General features: G+C 70.2%; 18 protein-coding genes. 8 read left to right on the top strand and 10 right to left on the bottom strand.

The window, feature by feature from the left end:
* Positions 1-24: 24 nt before the first annotated feature.
* Positions 25-1,104 carry a hypothetical protein gene (locus tag VNW53_RS19420; protein WP_325557696.1) on the top strand — a complete coding sequence of 360 codons (1,080 nt, stop codon included), beginning with the start codon at positions 25-27 and terminating at the stop codon, positions 1,102-1,104.
* 33 nt (positions 1,105-1,137) lie between these two features.
* Here VNW53_RS19420 and VNW53_RS19415 read toward each other — a convergent pair whose 3' ends face one another.
* Genes VNW53_RS19415 through cpaB form a run of 6 tightly spaced genes read right to left on the bottom strand, consistent with a single transcriptional unit; the run spans position 1,138 to position 8,161 of the window.
* Positions 1,138-2,085, bottom strand: coding sequence for a type II secretion system F family protein (locus VNW53_RS19415; RefSeq protein WP_325557694.1), 948 nt, complete (start codon positions 2,083-2,085; stop codon positions 1,138-1,140).
* Between the two features lie 15 nt (positions 2,086-2,100).
* Positions 2,101-3,060 carry a type II secretion system F family protein gene (locus VNW53_RS19410; RefSeq protein WP_325557692.1) on the bottom strand — a complete coding sequence of 320 codons (960 nt, stop codon included), beginning with the start codon at positions 3,058-3,060 and terminating at the stop codon, positions 2,101-2,103.
* A 10-nt stretch (positions 3,061-3,070) separates the two neighbouring features.
* Entirely contained in the window at positions 3,071-4,519 is a 1,449-nt protein-coding gene (locus tag VNW53_RS19405) for a CpaF family protein (protein ID WP_325557690.1), read from the bottom strand.
* Positions 4,519-5,697, bottom strand: a complete 1,179-nt coding sequence (locus tag VNW53_RS19400) for an AAA family ATPase (protein WP_325557689.1) — start codon at positions 5,695-5,697, stop codon at positions 4,519-4,521. Before VNW53_RS19400 ends, VNW53_RS19405 begins: the two co-directional genes overlap by 1 nt.
* Positions 5,698-5,708: 11 nt before the next feature.
* Positions 5,709-7,157: a type II and III secretion system protein family protein gene (locus VNW53_RS19395; RefSeq protein ID WP_325557687.1), complete on the bottom strand. Its 1,449-nt coding sequence runs from the start codon at positions 7,155-7,157 to the stop codon at positions 5,709-5,711.
* Positions 7,158-7,192: 35 nt separating this feature from the next.
* Positions 7,193-8,161, bottom strand: a complete 969-nt coding sequence (cpaB, locus tag VNW53_RS19390) for a Flp pilus assembly protein CpaB (RefSeq protein WP_325557685.1) — start codon at positions 8,159-8,161, stop codon at positions 7,193-7,195.
* A gap of 245 nt (positions 8,162-8,406) precedes the next feature.
* On the opposite strand from cpaB, the gene VNW53_RS19385 reads away from it, so the two are divergent.
* From VNW53_RS19385 to VNW53_RS19375, 3 genes are all read left to right on the top strand, one after another.
* Positions 8,407-9,336 carry an aldo/keto reductase gene (locus VNW53_RS19385; RefSeq protein WP_325557683.1) on the top strand — a complete coding sequence of 310 codons (930 nt, stop codon included), beginning with the start codon at positions 8,407-8,409 and terminating at the stop codon, positions 9,334-9,336.
* Positions 9,337-9,490: 154 nt separating this feature from the next.
* Positions 9,491-10,702, top strand: coding sequence for a CoA transferase (locus VNW53_RS19380; RefSeq protein ID WP_325557681.1), 1,212 nt, complete (start codon positions 9,491-9,493; stop codon positions 10,700-10,702).
* A 45-nt stretch (positions 10,703-10,747) separates the two neighbouring features.
* On the top strand, positions 10,748-12,049 hold the full coding sequence (locus VNW53_RS19375) for an acetyl-CoA C-acyltransferase (RefSeq protein WP_325557679.1): 1,302 nt from the start codon (positions 10,748-10,750) through the stop codon (positions 12,047-12,049).
* 261 nt (positions 12,050-12,310) lie between these two features.
* Here VNW53_RS19375 and VNW53_RS19370 read toward each other — a convergent pair whose 3' ends face one another.
* Genes VNW53_RS19370 through VNW53_RS19355 form a run of 4 tightly spaced genes read right to left on the bottom strand, consistent with a single transcriptional unit; the run spans position 12,311 to position 18,405 of the window.
* Positions 12,311-14,191 (bottom strand): acetyl/propionyl/methylcrotonyl-CoA carboxylase subunit alpha, encoded by a 1,881-nt coding sequence (locus VNW53_RS19370; RefSeq protein ID WP_325557678.1) that lies wholly within the window; start codon positions 14,189-14,191, stop codon positions 12,311-12,313.
* Positions 14,192-14,204: 13 nt separating this feature from the next.
* Positions 14,205-15,125 (bottom strand): DUF3667 domain-containing protein, encoded by a 921-nt coding sequence (locus tag VNW53_RS19365; protein ID WP_325557676.1) that lies wholly within the window; start codon positions 15,123-15,125, stop codon positions 14,205-14,207.
* A gap of 2 nt (positions 15,126-15,127) precedes the next feature.
* The gene (locus VNW53_RS19360) at positions 15,128-16,720 is read right to left on the bottom strand and encodes a carboxyl transferase domain-containing protein (RefSeq protein WP_325557675.1); all 1,593 of its coding nucleotides are present in this window, start codon (positions 16,718-16,720) and stop codon (positions 15,128-15,130) included.
* The gene (locus VNW53_RS19355; protein WP_325557673.1) at positions 16,717-18,405 is read right to left on the bottom strand and encodes an AMP-binding protein; all 1,689 of its coding nucleotides are present in this window, start codon (positions 18,403-18,405) and stop codon (positions 16,717-16,719) included. Before VNW53_RS19355 ends, VNW53_RS19360 begins: the two co-directional genes overlap by 4 nt.
* A 221-nt stretch (positions 18,406-18,626) precedes the next feature.
* Between VNW53_RS19355 and VNW53_RS19350 the strand changes: the two genes are divergently transcribed.
* The 4 genes from VNW53_RS19350 to VNW53_RS19335 all read left to right on the top strand — a co-directional run bounded on the left by VNW53_RS19350 (position 18,627) and on the right by VNW53_RS19335 (position 22,350).
* On the top strand, positions 18,627-19,790 hold the full coding sequence (locus VNW53_RS19350; protein ID WP_325557671.1) for an acyl-CoA dehydrogenase family protein: 1,164 nt from the start codon (positions 18,627-18,629) through the stop codon (positions 19,788-19,790).
* 198 nt (positions 19,791-19,988) lie between these two features.
* A complete protein-coding gene (locus VNW53_RS19345; protein ID WP_325557669.1) occupies positions 19,989-20,768 on the top strand; it encodes an enoyl-CoA hydratase/isomerase family protein in 780 nt (259 codons plus the stop codon).
* An 84-nt stretch (positions 20,769-20,852) separates the two neighbouring features.
* Complete coding sequence (locus tag VNW53_RS19340; RefSeq protein WP_325557668.1) at positions 20,853-21,698, top strand: phytanoyl-CoA dioxygenase family protein; 846 nt, start codon at positions 20,853-20,855, stop codon at positions 21,696-21,698.
* 274 nt (positions 21,699-21,972) lie between these two features.
* On the top strand, positions 21,973-22,350 hold the full coding sequence (locus tag VNW53_RS19335) for a UrcA family protein (RefSeq protein WP_325557666.1): 378 nt from the start codon (positions 21,973-21,975) through the stop codon (positions 22,348-22,350).
* Positions 22,351-22,396: the final 46 nt, after the last annotated feature.

Genomic DNA, 22,396 nt, shown 5'->3' with positions numbered 1-22,396 from the left:
TAGGGATCGGGCAGGAGGCGCATCATGCTGACCAAGGGCGACGATTTCCCGATCCACCAGACGCCGGAGCCGATCGCCTATGCGGGCTCGGACCGCAATTTCTACGACCGCTACTTCTTCAACGGCTATTCGCCGGACGGCGCGGACTTCGTGGCGGTGGCCTTCGGGGTCTATCCGGCCCTGAACGTCGCCGACGCCCACGTCTCGATCATCCGCGACGGGGTGCAGCGCTGCCTGCACGCCTCGCGGATCCTGGGGATGGAGCGGATGGCGCTCGAGGTCGGGCCGATCCGGATCGAGGTGATCGAGCCGCTGCAGACCCTGAAGGTGACGCTGGAGAGGGCCGAGGGCCTGGCCTGCGAGCTCACCTTCGAAGGCCGCGCCTTCCCGATCGAGGAGCCGCGCTTCACCCGCCGCAGCGGCCCCAGGATGTTCATGGACTACACCCGGCTGACCCAGAACGTGCGGATGAGCGGCTGGACCGAGGTCGACGGCGAGCGGCGGGTCTGCGCCGCCGGCTGGACCGGCACCCGCGACCGCTCCTGGGGGATCCGCCCGGTCGGCGCGGCCGACCCGCAGCCGACGCCGGGCGGCGGCGTCGCCGGCTTCTTCTGGCAGTGGACGCCGCTCAATTTCGCCGACCGCAGCGTCTTCTTCCACGTCAACGCCGACACGGAGGGAAAGCCCTGGAACACCCGCGCGGTGATCCTGCCGGACGGCGCGGGGCCCGAGGGCGGCTGGCATAGCGACAGCCCGCGGATGGAGGACGTGACCCTGAAGGCCGGCACGCGCCATGCCCTTGGCGGAACGCTGAAGATCCCGCTGGCGCAGGGCGAGGCCTCGGTTCGGCTGGAGCCCAAGGGCGTCTTCCTGATGCGCGGCATCGGCTACGGCGGGGAGTGGCGCCACGGCGGGCTGAAGGGCGAGCTGGCGGTGGGCCGCGAGGATATCGACCTTGGCGCCGTCGACATGGGCGCGCCGGAGAACTGGCACATCCAGGCCATCGCCACGGCCACCTTCGAGGCGCCCGGCGAGACCGCCCAGCAGGGACTGGGCGTCTTCGAACAACTGATCGCGGGACCCTACCGGCCGTACGGGGTGTGACCTTCCTTTCCCGCGAAGCGGGACGGGAAGATTTTAGTGGTGGCTGAAGACGTGCACCAGGCGCGCGGCGGCCGGCAGCATCAGGGCGCCCAGCAGGCATGGGAAGATGAAGAGGATCAAGGGCACGGTCAGCTTGGCCGACAGCGCGAGCGCCTTTTCCTCGGCCCGCAGCATGCGCTTGGAGCGCATGTCCTGCGAGAAGACGGTCAGGGTCTCGCCGAGGCTGGTGCCCATCTCCTCGGCCTGACGCAGCATGGTGGCGAGCTGGCGCGCGTCGTCGATGCCCAGTCGGTCGGCGAAGGCCGCCCAGGCGTCCTTGCGTGACTTGCCGGCGCGCAGCTCCAGCACCAGGAAACGCAGGTGGACCGTCAGGTTCGGATAGCGCCGCGCCAGTTCCTCGGTCACCCGCGTGACGGCCGCGTCCAGGCTGAGGCCCGCCTCGACGGAGGCGACCAGCAGGTCGAGCAGGTCGGGGAAGCCGTCCGAATATTCCCGCTCGCGCTTGCTGCGGCGCATGTTGAGAACCCGGTCGGGCCCCATCATCGCGGCGCCGGCGAGCACGCCGGCGACAACAACGCCGAGCAGGGCGGCCTTGCCGCCGGCGATCAGCGGCAGGATCAGGATCACGCCCAGGGTGGCGACGGCCAGCGACGCCGCCCGGACGCCCAGGTAGATCACCGGCGCCTCGCGATTGTAGAAACCCGCCTGCATCAGCCGCGAGCGCAGCACCGACAGCTTGGCCGGGTCGCGCACCGCGCTCTGCTGGCCGAGCCGGCGGATCTGGCCCATGAACTGCCCGCCGATGCCGCCGTTCGGATCGCGGGCGCGGCGCGAGTCGGCCTGCGGTCCGCCGGCGGGAGCCAGGCGGCCGCGGCGGATGGCGCGCAGGCGCAGCTCGCCCGCCGCCAGCCAGGCGACCCCGCCCAGGCCCCCCATGACGAAGATCGCGCCCACGATGGTGATGAGGTTCTGAAGCTGCATGGCGTCGGTCCGGATCTAGAGCCGAAGGTCGATCATGCGGCGCATGACCATGTTGCCGATGAACATCCAGACGCCCAGCCCCGACAGGCCCCACTTGACCATCGGCTCGTTGATCACGTCGCCGTAGAAGTGCGGCGAGGAGATCATGATGAAGCCCATGGCGACGAACGGCGCGGAGGTCAGGATCATCGCCGAGGCGCGGCCCTCGGACGAGGCGGCGTGGATCTTCAGGCGCATCTTGTGGCGCTCACGCACGGTCGAGGCGTTGAGCTTCAGGAGGCCGGTCAGGTTGCCGCCGGTGCGCTCCTGCAGGCGCACGGTGGCGGCGAAGAGGTCGACGTCCGGGTGCTGGCAGCGCTCGGCCATCCGCGCGACCGCCTGCTCCATGGTGGCGCCATAGGCGATCTCGTCGGAGGCCATGCCGAACTCCGAGCCGATCGGGTCGGACATCTCGCGGCCCACCAGGTTGATGGCGGTCGGCACCGGGTGGCCGGCCTCGAGCGAGCGGACGATGATCTCCAGCGCTTGCGGAAGCTGGAAGCCCAACGCCTTGGCCCGCTTGGCCACCACCTGCTTCAGATAGAAGAGCGGCCCGCCGACCCCCAGGACCAGGAAGCCGACGGGGAACAGCATCGGGTTCTTCAGGCCGATGGCCGCGGCCATGCCGCCCACCAGGCCGGCCAGGATCGCGTAGATGCCCCACTTCTTGGGGGTGTAGGGCAGGCCGGAGGCGACGATCAGGTTGGAGAGCCAGCGCAGGCGCTTGCCGCGCTCGCCGTCGGCGTTCAGGCCGCGCTGCTTGCGCAGCTCCATGACCAGGGCCGAGACCCCTTCGATCTTCTCGGCGACCTTCAGGCGCTTGTTGACCTTGCGCTTCTGGGTGGCGACCGAGACCAGGCCGATCACCGCCTGGCCGGCGGTGAACACCGCGGCGAAGACCAGGATCAGGAAAACGAGGTGGCTGTCGAATTTCATGGGCGTCGCCTCAGCACACCCCGAGCGCGCGGGTGGGGTCGAAGTTGGAGAGGTCGTAGGGGATGCCCCGGCGGTTCATCTCGTCGATGCAGCGGGGCCGCAGCCCGGTGGCGCGGAACTCGCCGTGCACCGTGCCGTCCGGGTCGGTGTGGGTGCGATTGAAGGTGAAGATGTCCTGCATCTGCACCACTTGCCCCTCCATGCCGGTGATCTCTGTGACGTGGGTGATCTTCCGCTTGCCGTCCGACAGCCGCATCACCTGGATGATCAGGCCGATGGCCGAGGCGATCTGCTGGCGCATGGCGTCGGGGCTGATGGCGAGACCGCCCATGGCGATCATCTGCTCAAGGCGGCCGATCGCCTCGCGCGGGTTGTTGGCGTGGATGGTGGCCATGGAGCCTTCGTGGCCGGTGTTCATGGCCTGCAGCATGTCGAAGGCCTCGTCGGCCCGGACCTCGCCCAGGATCACCCGGTCGGGACGCATCCGCAGGGCGTTCTTGACCAGCTCCCGCTGACGGATCTCGCCCTTGCCCTCGATGTTCGGCGGGCGGGTTTCCAGGCGCACGACGTGCGGCTGCTGCAGTTGCAGTTCGGCGGCGTCCTCGATGGTGATCAGGCGCTCGCCGTGGCTGATCGCCGCCGACAGGGCGTTGAGCAGCGTCGTCTTGCCCGAGCCCGTGCCGCCGGAGATCACGGTCGAGACACGGCTCTTCACCGCCCCGTGGATGAAGTCGGCGACCGCCATGGGCATGGCGTTGAACTCCACCAGCCGCTCAAGCGTCAGCGGCTTCTTGGAGAACTTCCGGATCGAGACCGCCGCGCCGTCGATGGCGATGGGCGCGATGGCGGCATTGACGCGGCTGCCGTCCTGCAGGCGCGCGTCGACCATCGGCTGGCTCTCGTCGATCCGGCGGCCGACGCCGGCGACGATGCGGTTGACGATGCGCAGCAGGTGGTCGTTGTCGCGGAAGCGGACCGCCGTCAGCTCCAGCTCGCCGCGCCGCTCGACATAGACCTGGAACGGGCCGTTGATCAGGATGTCGTTGATGCTCTCGTCCTTGAGCAGGGGCTCAAGGGGGCCGAGGCCCACCATCTCGTCGTAGATCGAGGCGCCGAGCTCCTGCAGATCGGCGGTGTTCAGCGCCATGCGCTCGTCGCGGGCGAAGTCGGCGACCAGGCTCAAGACCTCGCGCCGCATGTCCTTCTCGTCGAGCTTGTCGAGCTTGGCGAGGTCGAGCTCCTCGATCAGGCGCGCGTGCAGGCGCAGGCGGATGTCGAGCTGCGACGGCGGCGAGCCCTTGGCCGCCGGCACGTGCTTGGGCGGCATCGGCGGCGGAGGCGGCGAGGCGAGCGTCGGCAAGGCGCTGACCGGCGGGGCCGGGGCCGGGGCGGGCGCGGCGGCGGCTGGGGCGGGCGGCGGCGTCGCCGGGCGCGCGCCGGGCAGGCTGAAGCGGCCCATCAGGCGGCCTTCACGCCGCCGCGCGCGGCGTGGGCGGCGAGGCGTTCGACCATGGTCTGGATATCCTTGACGATCTTCGACTTGGGCCGGTGGGTGGCGATGGGGCCGCCCAGATTGACGGAGGCCGCGGCGGCCTCCCAGTCGGAGCTGATCCCGGCCTCGGCCTTGCGCTGCAGAGCCTTCTCGGCCTCGGTCATGGAGGGCGCGGGGCCGAACATGCGGCTGGCCAGGCGGTTCAGGACGATCTTCGGCTTCTGGCCCGAGCCCAGGTCGCGCTCGATCTCGTCGGAGAGGGAGCGGGCGGCCAGCAGGGCGGGCACGGTGAGCTCGGACACCACCAGCATCTCGTCGCAGCCGCCCAGGGCCTCGAGCGTCCAGGACCGGCGATGGCGCGGCATGTCGAGGATCACCCAGTCGTAGCTCTCGCAGGCGATCTCCAGCATCCGCAGGATCGCCTCGCGCGGGGCGGCGTCGAAGGCGTCGGGGTCGCGCGGGGCGGCCAGCAGGTCGAGCTGGCTGGTCACCGGGGTGACGAACGCCTGCAGCATGGCCGCGTCGAGCTTCTCGGCCGCCATGCCCAGGTCGGCGAGGCGCAGCGTCGGGTGGGCGCCCAGATAGGCCGCGGCCGAGCCGTCGGCCAGGTTCAGGTCGATCAGGCAGACGCTCTTGTCCTTGACCTGGCGCGCGCAGAGCTGGGTGGCGATCTCGATGGCGATGGTGGTGGCGCCGGAGCCGCCGACCGCGCCGACCACCGCCCAGCAGCGGGCGACCTCGACGGCGTGCGGCGGCGCGGCGGGTTGGGCGGCCGGGGCCGGCGCCTCCAGCAGGGTGGCGATCACCGCGCCCAGCACCTCGGGCGCATAGGGCGCGTCGAGCACGTCGGAGCGGTCCAGCCGCAGCAGCCCGCGCACCACGGCGGTCGGCAGGTGGGAGCCCACCAGCAGGACCGGCGGCGGGGCGGCGCAAAGCGACAGGGCCTGCACGGCGGCCGCAAGCGCCGGCGGGCTCCAGGCGTCGGCGTCGATCAGGACCAGGTCCGCGTCGACGGCGCTGACCCCGATCAGCCGCTCAAGGCCCGCGGCCTCGATCCGCGCGCCCGCCAACGGCCCCGCGGCCAGTCCGGCGAGGTCCGGGCCGAGGGTGAGGACGCGCTTGCCGCTGAGGGACTGTGAACTCATCTTGGATACGCTTACTTTCCGGAGGCGGGAACCGTGGCGGCGGCGGCCGGCGCGGCCGTCGGGATGGCGGGGGCGATCGGGCCGCGAAGGGCCTGGTCGGCCGCGGGTGCGGCGGCGGCGGCAGGAGGGGCCGGAGCCGGAGCCTCGATCGGGCCACGCAGGTCGTGAGCCATCGGCTTGTCGAGCGCGGCGCCGTTCAGCAGGAAGGCCGGCATCTTCGGCTCGGCGCCCGGCAGGTTGCGGTCCTTGGCGCTGTTGACGTCGTCCTGGGTGACGACCCGCGGCGTGACGATGATCAGCAGCTCGGTCTCGTTGCGCTGGTAGCGCGTCGAGCGGAACAGGGCCGACAGGATCGGGATCTCCCCCAGGCCCGGGATCTGCTTGATGTCGGTCTGGGCGGTGTGCTGGAAGAGGCCGCCGATCGCCAGGGACTCGCCGTCGCGAAGCTCGACGGTGGTGTTGGCCCGCCGAACGGTCAGCGCCGGCACGGTGACGTTGTCGACCCTCACGGTGTTGGTGGGATCGAGGGCGCTCACCTCCGGCGCGACCAGCAGCCTGATCTTGCCGTCGTCCTGGATGGTGGGGGTGAATTCGAGCCTCACGCCGTATTGGCGGAATTCGATGCTGATCTGGCCGACGCCGGCCGGCACCGGGAACGGGAATTCGCCGCCTGCCAGGAAGCTCGCCTTTTCGCCGGACAGCGCCACCAGGTTCGGGCGGGCCAGGGTGCGGATCATGCCCTTGGACTCGAGCGCCTGCAGGGTGGCGTCGATGGTGGTGTGGCCCGAGTGGCCCGAGAAGCTCAGCACGCCGGCGGGCGGTGAGTTGGAGATCAGGCCGGTGCCGAAGCTGAAGTTGACGGAGTTGTTGCTGATCGTGGCGCCCAGGCCGATGTCCTGCGACGCCAGGCGGGTAGCCTCCAGGATGCGGACCTCAAGCACCACCTGGGAGCCGGCCGAGCGCAGCATGGACGTCACGCCGTCGGGCGCGAGCTTGTCGGCGATGGCCTTGGCGCGGAGCGCGACGCCGGGGCTGGAGACGTCGCCGGTGAGCAGCACGCCCTCGCCCAGGGTCTGGACCTTGATGTGCTCGTTCGGCAGGGCCTGAGCCAGGTCGCGTTCCAGCGACAGGGCGTCGACACCGACGCGCACGTCGATGACCTGCATCAGCCGCCCGCCCGGGCCGTAGACCAGCAGGTTCGTGGAGCCCACGTCGAGGCCGCGGACGTAGAAGCTGCGGTCGGTGGTGGCGACCACCTCGGCGATGTCCGGCTGGGCCACGACGATCTTGGTCGCCGGCTCGTCCAGGCGGAAGGACAGCGACTTGTCCTTCGGCACGGTGATGACGCGGCTCGGCGCCTGCTCGCTCATCATGGCGTCGGCGTGGGCCGGCTGGGCGACGGCCCCGACGCTCAACAGGGTGAGGGCGGCGGCCGCTGCGGCGGCCAGTTGGCGCGGCATGGTCTGGAACTCCGGAAAGCGCGAAGCGGGAAGGGTCACGAGATGTGCCCGGCCGAGGCGACGGAAACCGCCGCCTTGGAGTTGTCGGGTCCCAGCGAAGTGGGCGCGGGCGGGGCGGCGGGCGGCGCCTTGGGCGCGCGGTCCTTGTGCGACGACTTGTGCTCGCTCTGGCCGTCGCCCTCGACGATCATGATCAGCGGAGAGCCCATCGGGGCCGGCCCCGAGGAGGGGCGCCGGCGAACCGAGGCGCGGATCGGGCGCGCCTCGCCGCCGCCCACGAAGCTCGCGCCGCGCATCGGCGAAGTCTGGGCGACCTCGGTCGAGCCGGTGCGGCGCAGCGCCAGCGACAGCTTGCCCAGGTCGCCGGCCACCGCCAGCTTCTGGGCGTCGGGCACGCTGACCTCGAGGGTCGCGGTGTTGGGGGTGGCCGGCTTGTTGGAGGCCAGGTCGGCGTTCAGGTCGACGCCCAGGACGCGCACATCCTGGATCACCACCTCGGAGACGTATGCGTGCTTGGAGGAATCGGCGGAGGTATCGCGCATCAGCACCACGTCCACCCGGTCGCCGGGCAGGGCATGGCCGCCCACGCCGGTCACGTCGGTGACCTTGATGGTGTAGGCGCGGAAGCCGTCGCGGATCTCCGCGGCGATCGAGGCCCGCGCGCCGGGGCCGGAGAGCTTGGCCGGCAGCAGGGGCTCGCGCGCCGCGATCGGCGTCAACGCCACCGGCGGCCCGCCGCCGTCCTGGGCCAGCACCTGGGCGGTGGTGGTGAACGCGCCCTCGGGCACGGCGTTGGAGGGAATGTTGAGGACCTCGATCTTGGTGGCGTCCAGCTTGTCGCCGAACTTCAGGGGGCCCTTGGCCACCACCACCGGCACGCCCGCGACCGGGGCTGCGATGATCTTCGCGGTCGCAGGATTGGGGATCATGGTCTTCGCCACGACGAGGGCGGCGAGGCCGAAAAGGGCGCAGCCTCCGAGGCTGACGATGGTGACGACGCGCATGGGGAAATCCGTCCGCCAAAAAACCGTTTGAGTTCGTGACCTTAGTGAGCCGAGGCTTGCGATATCCCGAACAAACCTAGTGAATAGGGCGTCAAGCATGATGAAGCGTGAAGAAGCTTGACCATGGCGGGGAGCCTTCCGATCGCCCTTGCCTAGGGGAACGATGCCGCTAGGGTCCCTGCGCGCCGCGCGGAAGAGCCGCAGGCGGACGCCTCAAACCTTGCGGAATCCTGCGGAGAACAACGATGAAGCTGCGCCGATTGGGAACCTCGGGCCTGAAGGTCAGCGAGGTCGGATTGGGCTGCAACAATTTCGGGATGCGCATCGACGAGAAGGCCACCCAGGGCGTGGTCGACGCGGCCCTGGACGCCGGGATCACCTTCTTCGACACCGCCGACATCTACGGAGGGACCAAGTCCGAGGAATTCCTGGGCAAGGCGCTCGGCAAGCGGCGCGGCGACATCGTGCTGGCGACCAAGTTCGGCATGCGGATCGGCGACGACGAGTCCCGGAAGGGCGGCTCGCGGCGCTGGATCATGCGCGCGGTGGAAGACAGCCTGACGCGCCTGCGCACCGACTGGATCGACCTCTACCAGTTCCACCAGCCCGACCCCGACACCCCGATCGAGGAGACCCTGCGCGCGCTGGACGACCTCGTGACGCAGGGCAAGGTCCGCTACATCGGCAATTCCAACTTCACCGGCTGGCAGATCGCCGACGCCGACTGGACCGCCGCCGGGGCCACCCGCTTCGTCTCGGCCCAGAACCTCTATTCTCTGCTGGAGCGGAAGGTGGAGTTCGAGGTCTTGCCGGCCTGCGAGCATTTCGGCCTGGGCTTCCTGCCGTTCTTCCCGCTGGCGTCCGGCCTGCTCAGCGGCAAGTACCGGCGCGGCGAGGCGGCGCCGGAAGGCTCGCGCCTAGCCGCCTGGGGCGCCCGCGGCCAGGCTGCCATGAGCGACAGGAACTTCGACAAGGTCGAGAAGCTGGAGGCCTGGGCGGCCGAGCGCGGCCACACCCTGCTGGAACTGGCCTTCGCCTGGCTGCTCGGCCACGAGGTGGTGTCCTCGGTGATCGCCGGGGCGACGACGCCGGAGCAGGTGAAGACCAATGCGGCGACCGCGGCCTGGGCGCTGACGCCGGAAGAGGTGAAGGAGGTCGGGGAGCTGATTTCCTGACCTTCCCTCCCTTAATCGGGAGGGATAGACCGCGAAGCGGTCAGGGTGGGGAAGTCAGGATCATGCCCCGACGATTCAGTGTGGCCCACACTTCCCCACCTTGCTCGCCTAGGGGCGAGCTGTCCCTCCCCATTAAGGGAGGGAAGGAGAACGGATGTACGACCTCCTGAAAGGCCTGCGCGTGGTGGAGGGGTCGGCCTTCGTGGCCGCGCCGACCTGCGGGCTCTACCTGGCGCAGATGGGGGCCGAGGTGATCCGCTTCGACGCCATCGGCGGCGGGCCGGATTTCCGGCGCTGGCCGCTCGCGCAGAACGGGTCGAGCCTCTACTGGGAGGGGCTGAACAAGGGCAAGAAGTCGGTGGCCCTGGACCTGACCCGGCCCGCCGGCCGCGAGATCGCCCAGCGGCTGGCGACTGCGCCGGGCCAGGACGCCGGCCTCTTCGTCACCAATTTCCCGGCGGACGGGTTCCTGTCCTACGAAACCCTGAAGGCGATGCGCGAGGATCTGGTCTGCGTGCGCGTCATGGGCTGGGCCGACGGCTCCCAGGGGATGGACTATACGATCAACGCCGCGCTCGGCCTGCCGCAGATGACCGGGCCGGCGGACGATCCGCGGCCGGTGAACCACGTGCTGGCCGCCTGGGACCTTTTGACCGGGGCCTACTGCGCCTTTTCCCTGGTCTCGGCCCTGCTGGCGCGGATGCGCAGCGGCGTGGGCCGCGAGATCCGCTGCCCGCTCTCCGACATCGGCGCGGCGACCATGGCCAACCTGGGCTTCACCGCCGAGACGGCGCTCGCCGGCCATCAGCGGCCGCGGATGGGCAACGACATCTTCGGCGCCTTCGGCCGCGACTTCCGAACCCGCGACGGCCAGACCCTGATGCTGCTGGCGATCACGCCCAAGCAGTGGTCGAAGGCCCTGGAAGCCCTGGGCCTGAGCGCCGCGGTCGCGGTCCTGGAATTTGAGCTGGGCGTCTCGTTCGCGGCCGACGAGGGCCTGCGCTTCACGCACCGGGCGCGGCTCTATCCCCTGTTCGAGCAGGCGTTCGCCCAGCGCACGGCGGCGGACCTGGCGCCGGCCTTCGACGCCGGCGGCGTCACCTGGGGAGCCTACCAGCCGCTGGAGGCGGCGCTGGACGACCCGCGGCTCTACAAGGACAATCCGGTGTTCCAGGCGATCCGCCACCCCAGCGGCCTGACCTATCCCGCGCCCGGCGCCATGGCGACGATCCCGCAGGACCCGCGCGGCCCGGTCGCCCCGGCGCCCCGCCTGGGGCAGCATACGGACGAGGTGCTGGCTGAGGTGCTGAGGATGTCGTCGGGCGAGATCGCCAGGCTTCATGACGAAGGCGTGGTGGCTTCCTAAGCGGCGCCGTCGCGCCCATCTTTAGGGCGAAATCGGGAGCGCAACATGGCCAGAGCGGCGACGAAACCCCAAAGCGGCGGCAAACCCGGCGTCTGGCTGGCGGCGGGCGTGCGGACGCCTTTCGCCAAGGCCGGCGGCCCGCTGGCGAAGAAGGACGCGCTCGATCTTTCGGTCCCGGTGGTCAAGGCCATGCTGGCGAAAGGCGGCCGGCCCGACCTGATGAACTGGGGGGCGGTGATCCCGAACCTCACCATGAGCAACCTGGGCCGCGAGGCGCTGATCTCGGCGGGCGGCGATCCGTCGATCCCGGCCTCGTCGACGGTGATGGCCTGCTCCACCAGCATGATGGGCGCCTTCCAGGCCGCCGGCATGCTGGACGACGGCGCGGGCCGCAGCCTGGCCCTGGTGGGCGGGGCGGAGGCCATGAGCCGCATCCAGATCGGCCTGTCGCCGCCGCTCTCCGACGACCTGCGCCGGTTCATGGAGGCGCGCGACCTGGCCGGGCGCTGGGCCGCGCTGCGCGGGACCCGGCTCAGCGACGTCCGCCTGTTCATCCCGCAGATCAAGAACCGGGCGACCGGCAAGTCGATGGGCGAGCATACCGAGGAGATGGCCAAGGGCTGGAACATCAGCCGCGCCGAGCAGGACGAGCTGGCGCTGGCCAGCCACAAGCGCGCCGCCGCCGGCTGGGCCAGCGGCTTCTTCGACGACCTGGTGCTGCGCCTGGAGGAGGTCGGCCGCGACACCCTGATCCGGCCGGACACCAGCCTGGAGGCGCTCGGCAAGCTCAAGCCCGCCTTCGACCGCACCAGCGGGACGGGCACGCTCACCGCCGGCAATTCCAGCCCGCTCACCGACGGGGCGGCGGCCATGTGGGTCGCCACGGCCAAGGGGCTGGAACGCCTGCCGCCGGACGTTCCGCGGGTGCGGCTGGTGGACTATGAGGTCAACGCCATCAACCTGTTCGACGAGTACCTCTTGATGGCGCCGGCCTATTCGATCCCGCGGCTTCTGGCCCGCAACGGCCTGACCCTGGGCGACGTGGCGCTCTGGGAACTGCACGAGGCCTTCACCGCCCAGGTGGCGACCCATATCAAGGCGATCCAGGATCCGGCGTTCCTGAAGGACAAGGCCAAGGTCACCGCCAAGCTCGGCAAGTTCCCCATGGATCGCCTGAACCCGCACGGCGGTTCGACCGCGATCGGCCACCCGTTCGGCGCCACCGGCGCGAGGATCCTGAGCCAGGGGATCAAGGAGCTCTACGCCATGCCGACGGGGTCGTGGGGCGTCGTCAGCATCTGCGCCGACGGCGGCCAGGGTACGGTGGCGCTGCTGCGGCGGGAATAAGAGGCCCACGCAACGGGCGGTCCATTTTCAAACCCTGGGCAACGTCGGACTCCTTGGCGATCTTGGTGTTCTTGGTGGTTGAATCGACTAGACCCTGTCCCGGCTGACTTGGATCAAGTCAGCCGGGAAAGAACAGGGTCGTCGCCTATATCTGGAGCCCTTCTGGTCCACTCAGGTTGATTCAACCTGAGTGGGAAGGGCTCTGAGCCTCCGCTGCCGCGGAGCCTCGGGGAAGCGCGCGTTCGTGTGGTTCGTGGACAACTAAGCGGGCGACAGCTTCGCCAGCACCGCGCCCTCGCTGACCTGCGCGCCGAGTTGGACCGAGACCTCCTCCACCGTCCCGTCGAAGGGGGCGGTCAGGGCGTGTTCCATCTTCATGGCTTCGAGGGTGAGCAGGCCCTGGCCCTTGGTCACCGTGTCGCCGGCCTTGACGGAGAGGCCGGTGACCTTGCCGGGCATGGGCGAGCGGATCTGGCCGTCGGCGGCCGCGCCGGCCTCGTCGGCCGTGGGTGGGTGGCCGGCGAAGACGAAGGCCTCGCCCGCCTCGAAGACCACGATCTCGTCCTCGTCGGTGAGCAGCACCGAGCGGCCGGCGCCGATCTCCGAAGCCTCGGCCATCACCGGCTTGCCGTGCAGGAAGAGGCGCACGCGGGTCTGCGGCGGCGCGTTCAGCCGGAAGCCCACGAGGTCGCGCCAGGGCGAGGCATCGGGCGCCTGGGTCTCGTCGACCACCATGGCGGCCTCGGCGGCGGCGGCCAGGGCGGCGGGCGAGGGCTCGGGCGCGGCCGTCAGCTCGGCGAGGTTGCGCTCGATGAAGCCGGTGTCGACGTCGCCGGCGATGAAGTCCGGCTGTTCAAGGCAGCGCGCGAGGAAGCCGGCGTTGGTCTTCACCGGCCAGACCTCGACGGCGTCGCAGGCCCCGGCCAGTTCGCTGAGCGCCTGCTCGCGGGTCCCGGCGTGGGCGATCAGCTTGGCGATCATCGGGTCGTAGAAGGGGGTGACCTCGCCGCCCTCCTCGACGCCGGCGTCGGCGCGCACGTCGGGCGGAAGCTGGAAGTGCTCCAGCACTCCCGTCGAGGGCAGGAAGCCGGTGGCCGGGCTTTCGGCGTAGAGGCGGGCTTCAACCGCATGGCCGGCCAGGCCGATCTCCGCCTGCTTCAGCGGCAGGGGCTCGCCGGCCGCGACGCGGAACTGCCACTCGACCAGGTCGAGGCCGGTGACCATCTCGGTGACCGGGTGCTCCACCTGCAGGCGGGTGTTCATCTCCATGAACCAGATGCGGTCGGGGCGCAGGCCGGCCGAAGCGTCGGCGATGAACTCCACGGTGCCCGCGCCCACATAGCTGACGGCCTTGGCGGCCTTCACCGCGGCCGAGGTGACCGCCTCGCGGGTCGCGGCGTCCATGCCCGGAGCGGGCGCTTCCTCGATCACCTTCTGGTGGCGGCGCTGCAGGGAGCAGTCGCGCTCGTAGAGGTGGACGACGTCGCCCTGGGCGTCGCCGAACACCTGAACCTCGATGTGGCGCGGGCGGGTGACGTAGGTCTCCAGGAGGACGCGGTCGTCGCCGAAGGCGGCCTTGGCCTCGCGGCGGGCGGCGCCCAGCGCGGCCTCGAACTCCGTCGCCGCGTCCACCCGGCGCATGCCCTTGCCGCCGCCGCCGGCCACCGCCTTGATCAGCACGGGGTAGCCGATGCGCGCGGCCTCCTTGGCCAGCGCGGCCTCGGCCTGGTCCTCGCCCAGGTAGCCCGGGGTCACCGGCACCCCGGCCTTGGCCATCAGCGCCTTGGCGGCGTCCTTCAGGCCCATGGCGCGGATCGCCGAGCTCGGCGGGCCGATCCAGATCAGGCCGGCGGCCGTCACCGCGTCGGCGAAGTCGGCGTTTTCCGAGAGGAAGCCGTAGCCGGGATGGATGGCCTCGGCGCCCGTGGCCCTGGCCGCGGCGATGATCTTCTCCGGAACCAGGTAGCTTTCGCGCGCCGCCGCCGGGCCGATCGGCACGGCGCGGTCGGCGTCGGCCACATGGGCGGCGCCCGCATCGGCTTCGGAATAGACGGCGATGGTCTCCAGGCCCATGCGTCGGGCGGTGGCGAAGACGCGGCGGGCGATCTCGCCGCGGTTGGCGACCAGGACGGATTTGAACATGGCTTTTCCGCCCTCAGTGCGCGGTGGCGAGGCCGACAACCACCAGCCCGCCGATCAGCAGGCCAAAGGCGATGGAGGAGCCGAAGAACAACAGGCCCATGCGAATCAGGGTCCCGAACGTGCTGATCCCGTAGGTTCCGCGCATATGCACGAACAGGTGGACCGGCGAGGCCATCAGCACCCAGCCGCCCCAGTCCTGGCCGAACGCGCCCAGCAGGAACACCGCGCTCAGCAGAAGGCCCTGGAAAGACAGGGAATGCATGGTGAAAATCAGGTGGTCGAAGACGTAGACCCCCTTCTTGAAGACGAACAGCACCGTGAGGATCAGGGCCGCGATCGGCAGCATCAGGAAGGCGAACCGCTGCGACCACTCCGCCATCGAGCGGAAGAAGGCGTCCTGGTGGTTCAGCGAGAACAGCAGCCGTTCCTTCAGCCAGGCCGAGGCCTTGGCGTCGCCGACCTGCACGTTCATTCGCTTCTGGATCTCCGGCGACATGATGTTCGCCGCCTCCGGGCTGTTCGGTGGCACGAGCCGGAAGTTCCGATGGCCGCGCGAAACATCGATGGAGGCGGCGAAGAAGACCAGCAGCAGGACGATCAGGAAGATGCGGAACGGCGGCACCTGCACGGCGCGGTGGCCGTCCAGATAGTCCCGGGTCAAGCGTCCGGGCCGGATGATCAGGCGCGGGAAGGTCTGCCAGATGCGGCCGTCCAGTTCGACCAGGGCCTCGAAGGCCTCGCCGGCCAGGCGCCAGATGGAGCGGTTGAACTTCTCCGCCCGCTGGCCGCAGGCGTAGCACCAGGGTCCGGCGATGGCGGTGCGGCAGTTGGGGCAGGGCGTGCCGATCGCCAGGCTGTGCTTTGCGGCGCGCGCGCCCTCGTGGGCGATGGTGTCGGCGGTGACCGCTTCGAGGAGATTGTCGCCGGTGGCCATGGCTACATCCTGAACACGCCGAAGCGCGTCTCCGGAATGGGGGCGTTGAGCGAGGCGGAGATGGAGAGGCCCAGCACGTCGCGGGTCTGGGCCGGGTCGATGATCCCGTCGTCCCACAGGCGCGCGGTGGCGAAGTAGGGGTTGCCCTCGTCCTCGTAGGTCTGGCGGATCGGGGCCTTGAAGGCTTCCTCCTCTTCCGGCGTCCACTTGGCCGCGTCGCGGTGGACGGTGGCCAAGACGCTTGCGGCCTGCTCGCCGCCCATGACGCTGATGCGGCTGTTGGGCCAGGTCCACAGGAAGCGGGGCGAGAAGGCGCGGCCGCACATGCCGTAGTTGCCCGCCCCGAACGAGCCGCCGATCAGGACGGTGAACTTCGGGACTTCTGCGCTGGCGACGGCGGTCACCAGCTTGGCGCCGTCCTTGGCGATGCCGCCGGCCTCGTACTTGCCGCCGACCATGAAGCCCGAGATGTTCTGCAGGAAGACGAGCGGGATCTTGCGCTTGCAGGCGAGCTCGATGAAGTGGGCGCCCTTCAGCGCGCTCTCGGAGAACAGCACCCCGTTGTTGGCCAGGATCGCCACCGGGTAGCCCCAGATGCGCGCGAAGCCGCAGACCAGGGTCGTGCCGTAGAGCGCCTTGAACTCGTCGAAGGCCGAGTCGTCGACGATGCGGGCGATGACTTCGTGGACGTCATAGGGCGCGCGCACGTCCGAGGGCACGATGCCGTAGAGCTCCTCCGGGTCGAAGGCCGGGGGCCGCGGCTCGGCCACGTCCATGTCCACGCGCTTGGTGATGTTCAGATGGGCCACGATGGTGCGCACCATGGCGATGGCGTCCTCGTCGTCGGCGGCCACATAGTCGACCACGCCGGAGCGGCGGCCGTGGGTGTCGGCGCCGCCCAGTTCTTCCGCCGAGATCACCTCGCCGGTGGCGGCCTTCACCAACGGCGGGCCGCCCAGGAAGATCGTCCCCTGGCCGCGCACGATGATGGTCTCGTCGCTCATGGCGGGAACGTAGGCCCCGCCCGCGGTGCAGGAGCCCATCACGCAGGCGATCTGCGGGATGTTCTCGGCGCTCATCCGCGCCTGGTTGAAGAAGATGCGCCCGAAGTGCTCGCGGTCGGGGAAGACCTCAGCCTGGTGCGGCAGGTTCGCCCCGCCCGAGTCGACCAGGTAGACGCAAGGCAGGCGGTTCTGCAGGGCGATCTCCTGGGCGCGGAGATGCTTCTTCACGGTGATCGGATAGTAGGCGCCGCCCTTCACCGTGGCGTCGTTGGCGACGATCATGCACTCGCGCCCGGAGACCCGGCCGATGCCGGTGATCAGGCCCGCGCCCGGGGCCTCGTCGCCGTAGAGGCCGTTGGCGGCGAGCTGGCCCACCTCCAGGAAGGGCGCGCCGGCGTCGAGCAGGCGCATCACCCGGTCGCGGGGCAGGAGCTTGCCGCGGCCCTCATGGCGCTTGCGGCTCTCGGCGGGCCCGCCCAGGGCGGCATGGGCGGCGCGCTTGTGCAGCTCGGCGGCGAGCGCCCGGTTGAGCTTGGCGTTGGCGGCGAAGGCCTTGGAGCCGGTGTCGACGGCGCTCGTCAATTTTCTCATGCGGTCTTTTCCAGCACGAGGCCCAGTTCCGCAATCATCGCCTCGCGCATGGCGAACTTTTGCACCTTGCCGGTGACCGTCGTGGGAAAGCCTTCCACGAATTTGACGTGCCGTGGAATCTTGTAGTGGGCGATCTGGCCCTGGCAGAAGTCGCGGACAGCCTCGGAGGTCAGGGTCTCGCCCGGCTTCAGCACGATCCAGGCGCAGAGTTCCTCGCCGTACTTTTTGTCGGGCACGCCGATCACCTGCACATCGGCGATCGCCGGGTGGCGGTAGAGATATTCCTCGATCTCGCGCGGATAGACGTTCTCCCCGCCGCGGATGACCATGTCCTTGATCCGCCCGACGATGTTGCCGCAGCCCTCGGCGTCGAGGGTCGCCAGGTCGCCGGTGTGCATCCAGCCGGCCGCGTCGAGGGCCTCGGCCGTGCGCTCCGGATCGTCCCAGTAGCCCAGCATCACCGAATAGCCGCGGGTGCAGAGTTCGCCGGTCTCGCCGCGCGGGACGATGCGGCCCTGGGCGTCGACGATCTTGACCTCCACGTGCGGGTGGATGCGCCCGACGGTGGAGACGCGGACTTCCAGGCTGTCCTCGGCGCCCGACTGGAAGCTGACCGGCGAGGTCTCGGTCATGCCGTAGGCGATGGTCACCTGCGGCATGTGCATCCGCTCGATCACCTGCTTCATCACCTCGATGGGGCAGGGCGAGCCGGCCATGATCCCGGTGCGCAGGGACGAGAGGTCGAAGCGGCCGAAGGCCTCGTGGCCTAGCATGGCGATGAACATGGTCGGCACGCCGTAGAGCCCGGCGCAGGCCTCCGCCTCCACCGCCTCCAGCGTCGCCAGCGGATCGAACCCCTCGGCGGGATAGACCATGGTCGCGGCGTGGGTGACGCAGCCCAGGTTGCCCATCACCATGCCGAAGCAGTGGTAAAGCGGCACGGGGATGCACAGCCGCTCGCCCACCTGAAGACGGATCGCCTCGCCGACGAAGTAGCCGTTGTTGAGGATGTTGTGGTGGCTGAGCGTCGCGCCTTTCGGAAAGCCCGTGGTGCCCGAGGTGAACTGGATGTTGATCGGCTGGTCGAACTGCAGCCCCGCTCCGATCTCCTTCAGCCGCGCCGCGTCGGCGGGCGTGCCGGCGTCGCAGGCCTGGTGGAAGGCGAGGCAGCCCGCGTGCTCCTGTTCGCCGAGCGTGATGACCCAGCGCAGGGTCGGCAGGCGGGCGGCCTGCAGGGCGCCGGGCCGGCTGGAGGAGAGCTCCGGCGCCAGCTCGCGGAGCATGTGCAGGTATTCGCTGGTCTTGTGGGCGACGGCGGTGACCAGCGCCTTGCAGCCCACCTTGTTCAGCGCGTACTCGGCCTCGCTCAGGCGGTAGGCCGGGTTGATGGTGACCAGGATCAGGCCGGCCTTGGCGGTGGCGAACTGGGTCAGGGCCCATTCCGCGCAATTGGGCGCCCAGACGCCGACCCGGTCGCCGGGCTCGAGGCCGAGCGCCAGCAGGCCCGCGGCCAGCGCGTCGACCCGCTCGCCCATTTCGGCGTAGGTCCAGCGGATCTTCTGATGCCGCGAGATCAGGGCGGGGACATCGGGGTGCGCCGTGCAGGTCGCGTCGAAGGCCTGGCTGATCGTCAGGCCGAGCAGGGGCCGCGCGTCCGCGCCATGCACATAGCTGAGGTCTGTCACCGCGCGTCCTCCCTTCCCGTGGGGCGGACCCTACCGCCTTCCCTTCCGCTGTCATCCCGGTTTCGCGGAACGCGAAGACCGGGACCCATAGACTCCGCGTCGGCCGGTTGCGCGCGGCGTCGACGCTGCGCTCTTTCCGGTATCTCGGAGCCTATGGGTCCCGGACAGCGCTGCGCGCTTTCCGGGATGACACTTTGGGGGGCAGGCGCCAGAGATGCCCTGTGCTCAACGACACCACCCAGATCTTCCCCGAAATCCGCGAGGCGGTGCGCAGGCTTTGCGCGCGGTTTCCGGGCGCCTACTGGCGGGCGCTGGACCGGGAGCGGCAGTACCCGACGGAGTTCGTCACCGCCCTGACCGAGGCGGGTTTCCTGTCGGTGCTGATCCCGGAAGAATACGGCGGCTCGGGCCTGGGCCTCGCGGCCGGGGCGGCTGTGCTGGAAGAGATCCACCGGGCCGGCTGCAACGGCGGCGCCTGCCACGCCCAGATGTACACCATGGGCACCCTGCTGGCGCACGGCAGCCCGGCCCAGAAACAGATGTACCTGCCCAAGGTCGCCTCGGGGGAACTGCGACTGCAGGCCTTCGGCGTCACCGAGCCGGACGCCGGCACCGACACCACCCGCATCGCCACCTTCGCCCGGCGCGAGGGCGACCACTACGTCGTCAGCGGCAAGAAGCTGTGGATCTCCAGGGCCGAGCACTCCGACCTGATGGTGCTGCTCTGCCGCACCACCGCGCGCGCCGACGCCGCCAAGCCCTCGGACGGGATGAGCGTGCTGCTGGTCGACATGCGCGAGGCGGTGGGGAACGGCCTGACCATCCGCCCGGTGCGGACGATGATCAACCACGCCACGACGGAGCTGTTCTTCGAGGACCTGCGCGTGCCGGTGGCCAATCTGATCGGCGAGGAGGGCCAGGGCTTCCGCTACATCCTCTCCGGCATGAACGCCGAGCGGATCCTGATCGCGTCCGAGTGCATCGGCGACGCCAAGTTCTTTATCGATCGGGCCAGCGCCTACGCCAAGGAACGCCAAGTGTTCGGCCGGCCGATCGGCGAGAACCAGGGCGTGCAGTTCCCGATCGCGCGGGCCTACGTGCAGATGACCGCCGCGTCGCACATGGTCGACCGCGCCGCGGCCCTGTTCGAGGCCGGCCAGCCCTGCGGGACCGAGGCCAACATGGCCAAGCTGGCCGCGTCGGAGGCCTCCTGGTACGCCGCCGACATGTGCGTCCAGACCCACGGCGGCTTCGGCTTCGCCGAGGAGTACGACATCGAACGCAAGTTCCGCGAAACCCGCCTCTACCAGGTGGCGCCGATCTCCACGAACCTCATCCTCTCCCACGTGGCCACCCACGTGCTCGACCTGCCTAAGTCCTTCTGATGGAAGGCGCCCGCCACTCCTCGCCCCCCGCGAAGCGGAGAGGGAGAGGCCGGGAGAGGGCGGCTCGGCCGTTCCCGCACCCCGACGGCCGGTCGAGGGCCCTGGGTTTGCCCCCTGTGGCCAGGCGTTCGGCCGCGCCGCCCCCTCCCGGCCTCTCCCTCTGTCGCTCCGCTTCGGGGAGAAGAGAAGGAATTTCATATGCCTGAAACGATCCTCGTCACCGAACCTGCGCCCGGCGTGGCCGTCGTCGCCTTCAACCGGCCCGAGGTCGCCAATGCGCTCTCGACCCTGATGGGCGAGGAACTGACCGAGGCCTGGACGGTGCTGGCAGGGCGCACGGACCTGCGCTGCGTAATCCTCACCGGCCAGGGCCGCCACTTCCAGGCCGGCGCCGACCTGAAGGAACGCAACGGCATGACCGACGAGGCCTGGGCCGCCCAGCACCGGGTGTTCGAGGCCATGGTCCGCGCCCAGCTTTCCGTGCCGGTCCCGGTGATCGCCGCGGTCAATGGCGCGGCCATGGGCGGCGGCTGCGAGATGACGCTGGCCTGCGACTTCGCCTACGCCTCGGAGACGGCGCGTTTCGGCCTGCCGGAGGTGGGCCTGGGCATCATGCCGGGCCTCGGCGGCACCCAACTCCTGCGCCGCTGCGCAGGCGAGCGGCGGGCGATCGAGCTCCTGACCTCCGGGCGGCCGTTCACCGCGGCCCAGGCGCTGGACTACGGCGTCGTCAACGGCGTCACCGCGCCCGAGGCCCTGATGGAAACGGTGCTCGGCGTCGCCGCCGAGATCGCCGCCAAGGCCCCGCTGTCGGTCCGCGCCCTGAAGCATGTGGTCCGCGAGGGCGCCTCGCTGGACCTGGCGGCGGCCATGGAGATGGAGCTTTCGGCCTACAACCGCCTGTTCAAGACCGCCGACCGGCGCGAAGGCGTGGCCAGCTTCAACGAGAAGCGCACGCCGGCCTTCAAGGGCGAGTAGGGCTCAGGCCCGGCCCTGTCCCGGCCCAGGTGTTTCCGCCAGGAGCGGGAAGGGTCTAGGCTCGGCGGCGGAAGGAGCCTCGGCATGATCCGACGCGGTCGGCCCTACCTCGAGCCTCGCACCGAGCCGGCGAGCGAGGAAACCCTCCAGCTCGAACGCGAGGGTTATACGATCCTCCGCAACCTGCTGGACGACGACCAGGTCGCCGCGCTGCGCCGGGAGATCGGCGAGGTCTTCGAGCGCGACCCGCCGGACGAGCGCGGCCAGCGCCCGCCGGAAGACGCGGCCATGTTCCGCTACGCCATGCTGAACCGCAGCGCCGCCGCCCAGGCCGCCGTCGCCCATCCCCGGCTGCTGTCGACGATCGAGCCTCTGCTGGGCGAGGACTGCCACGTCATCGCCAACACCGCCTGGCGCAATCCCGCCGGCCAGCCCGGGTCGCACGGCGGCCAGAACTGGCACATCGACGCCGGGCCGCACGTGCCCCTGCCCGAGGGCGTGCGCTGGCCCGCCGAGATCCCGCACCCGGTGTTTGCGCTCGGCGTGCACATCTATCTGCGGGACTGCGCCCTCGAGGACGGCCCCACCGCCGTGATCCCGGGCAGCCACCTCTCCGGCCGCCCACCGCCGCCCGGCCGTCACCTGGACGACGACCTGGAGTTCGAGGGCCGGGGCGTGAGGCCCTTCATCGTCCGCGCCGGCGACGCCGGGCTGTTCGTCTCCGACATCTGGCATCGCCGCATGCCCACGCAGCCCGGCGACCACGGCCGCTTCTTCCTGCAGGTCCACTATGGGCGCCGGGATATCGCCCAGCGGATTCTGACCACGGCCCAGAGCAACCAGCTCTCGCCGGAGGCCATCGCCCGCGCCGGGACGGAGCGCGAGCGGCGGGTGATCGGGCTGCACCCGCCGTTCTTCTACGACGGGTGAGGCGAGGGCGGCTGGGCCGGCCTTGGGCGCGGAATGGGCTCTAGGAGGGATGGGCTGTCCGGCCGCCCTGGGTCCCGGCTCGGCCTTTGCAGGCCGTCCGGGATGACGGGAATTTTCAAGATGCTGATATTTATCAATAAAAATTGAGCCACCAACTTCCGGCGGCGTCCCCGACGAAGAGGCGGGCGGCGTTCGATTAACGAAAATACACGTGTATTTCCATCGGAAGTACATTTGTATCATGGGGTAAGGCCTCAAACCCCGTGAGCTGAACATGATCCGCATCCGCCCCCTCGCCTTCGCCGCCGGCGCCCTTTGCCTCGCCGAGCTCGTCGCGCCCGCCGCGGCGCAGTCCTTTGTGCTGCACGAGGGCTTTTCCTCCGATCCCAGCCAGCGCGTGACCTTCACCCGCGTGCCCTATTCCGACCTGGACCTCGCCTCGCCGGCCGGGGCGCGCAGGCTTCTCCAGCGCATCGAGGCCGCGGCCGACGCGGTCTGCGGCGGGGCGGCCCGGGCGGTCTCGGCCCATGACCGGGACGCCTACGAGACCTGCCGCGAGGGCGCGATATCGGGCGCCGTAGCCCGGGCGAACAGCCCGGCGCTGGCCGCCCTCACCTCGCGCCGGGCGACGGCGTCGACCGCGAAGCGGTGATCCCGCGGCCGCCGTTCCGGATGGCGGAATGCCTTGACTCGACGGT

The organism is Phenylobacterium sp. (genome assembly GCF_035569475.1).
Lineage (GTDB): Bacteria > Pseudomonadota > Alphaproteobacteria > Caulobacterales > Caulobacteraceae > Phenylobacterium.
This window is presented reverse-complemented; position numbering and strand designations above follow the sequence as displayed.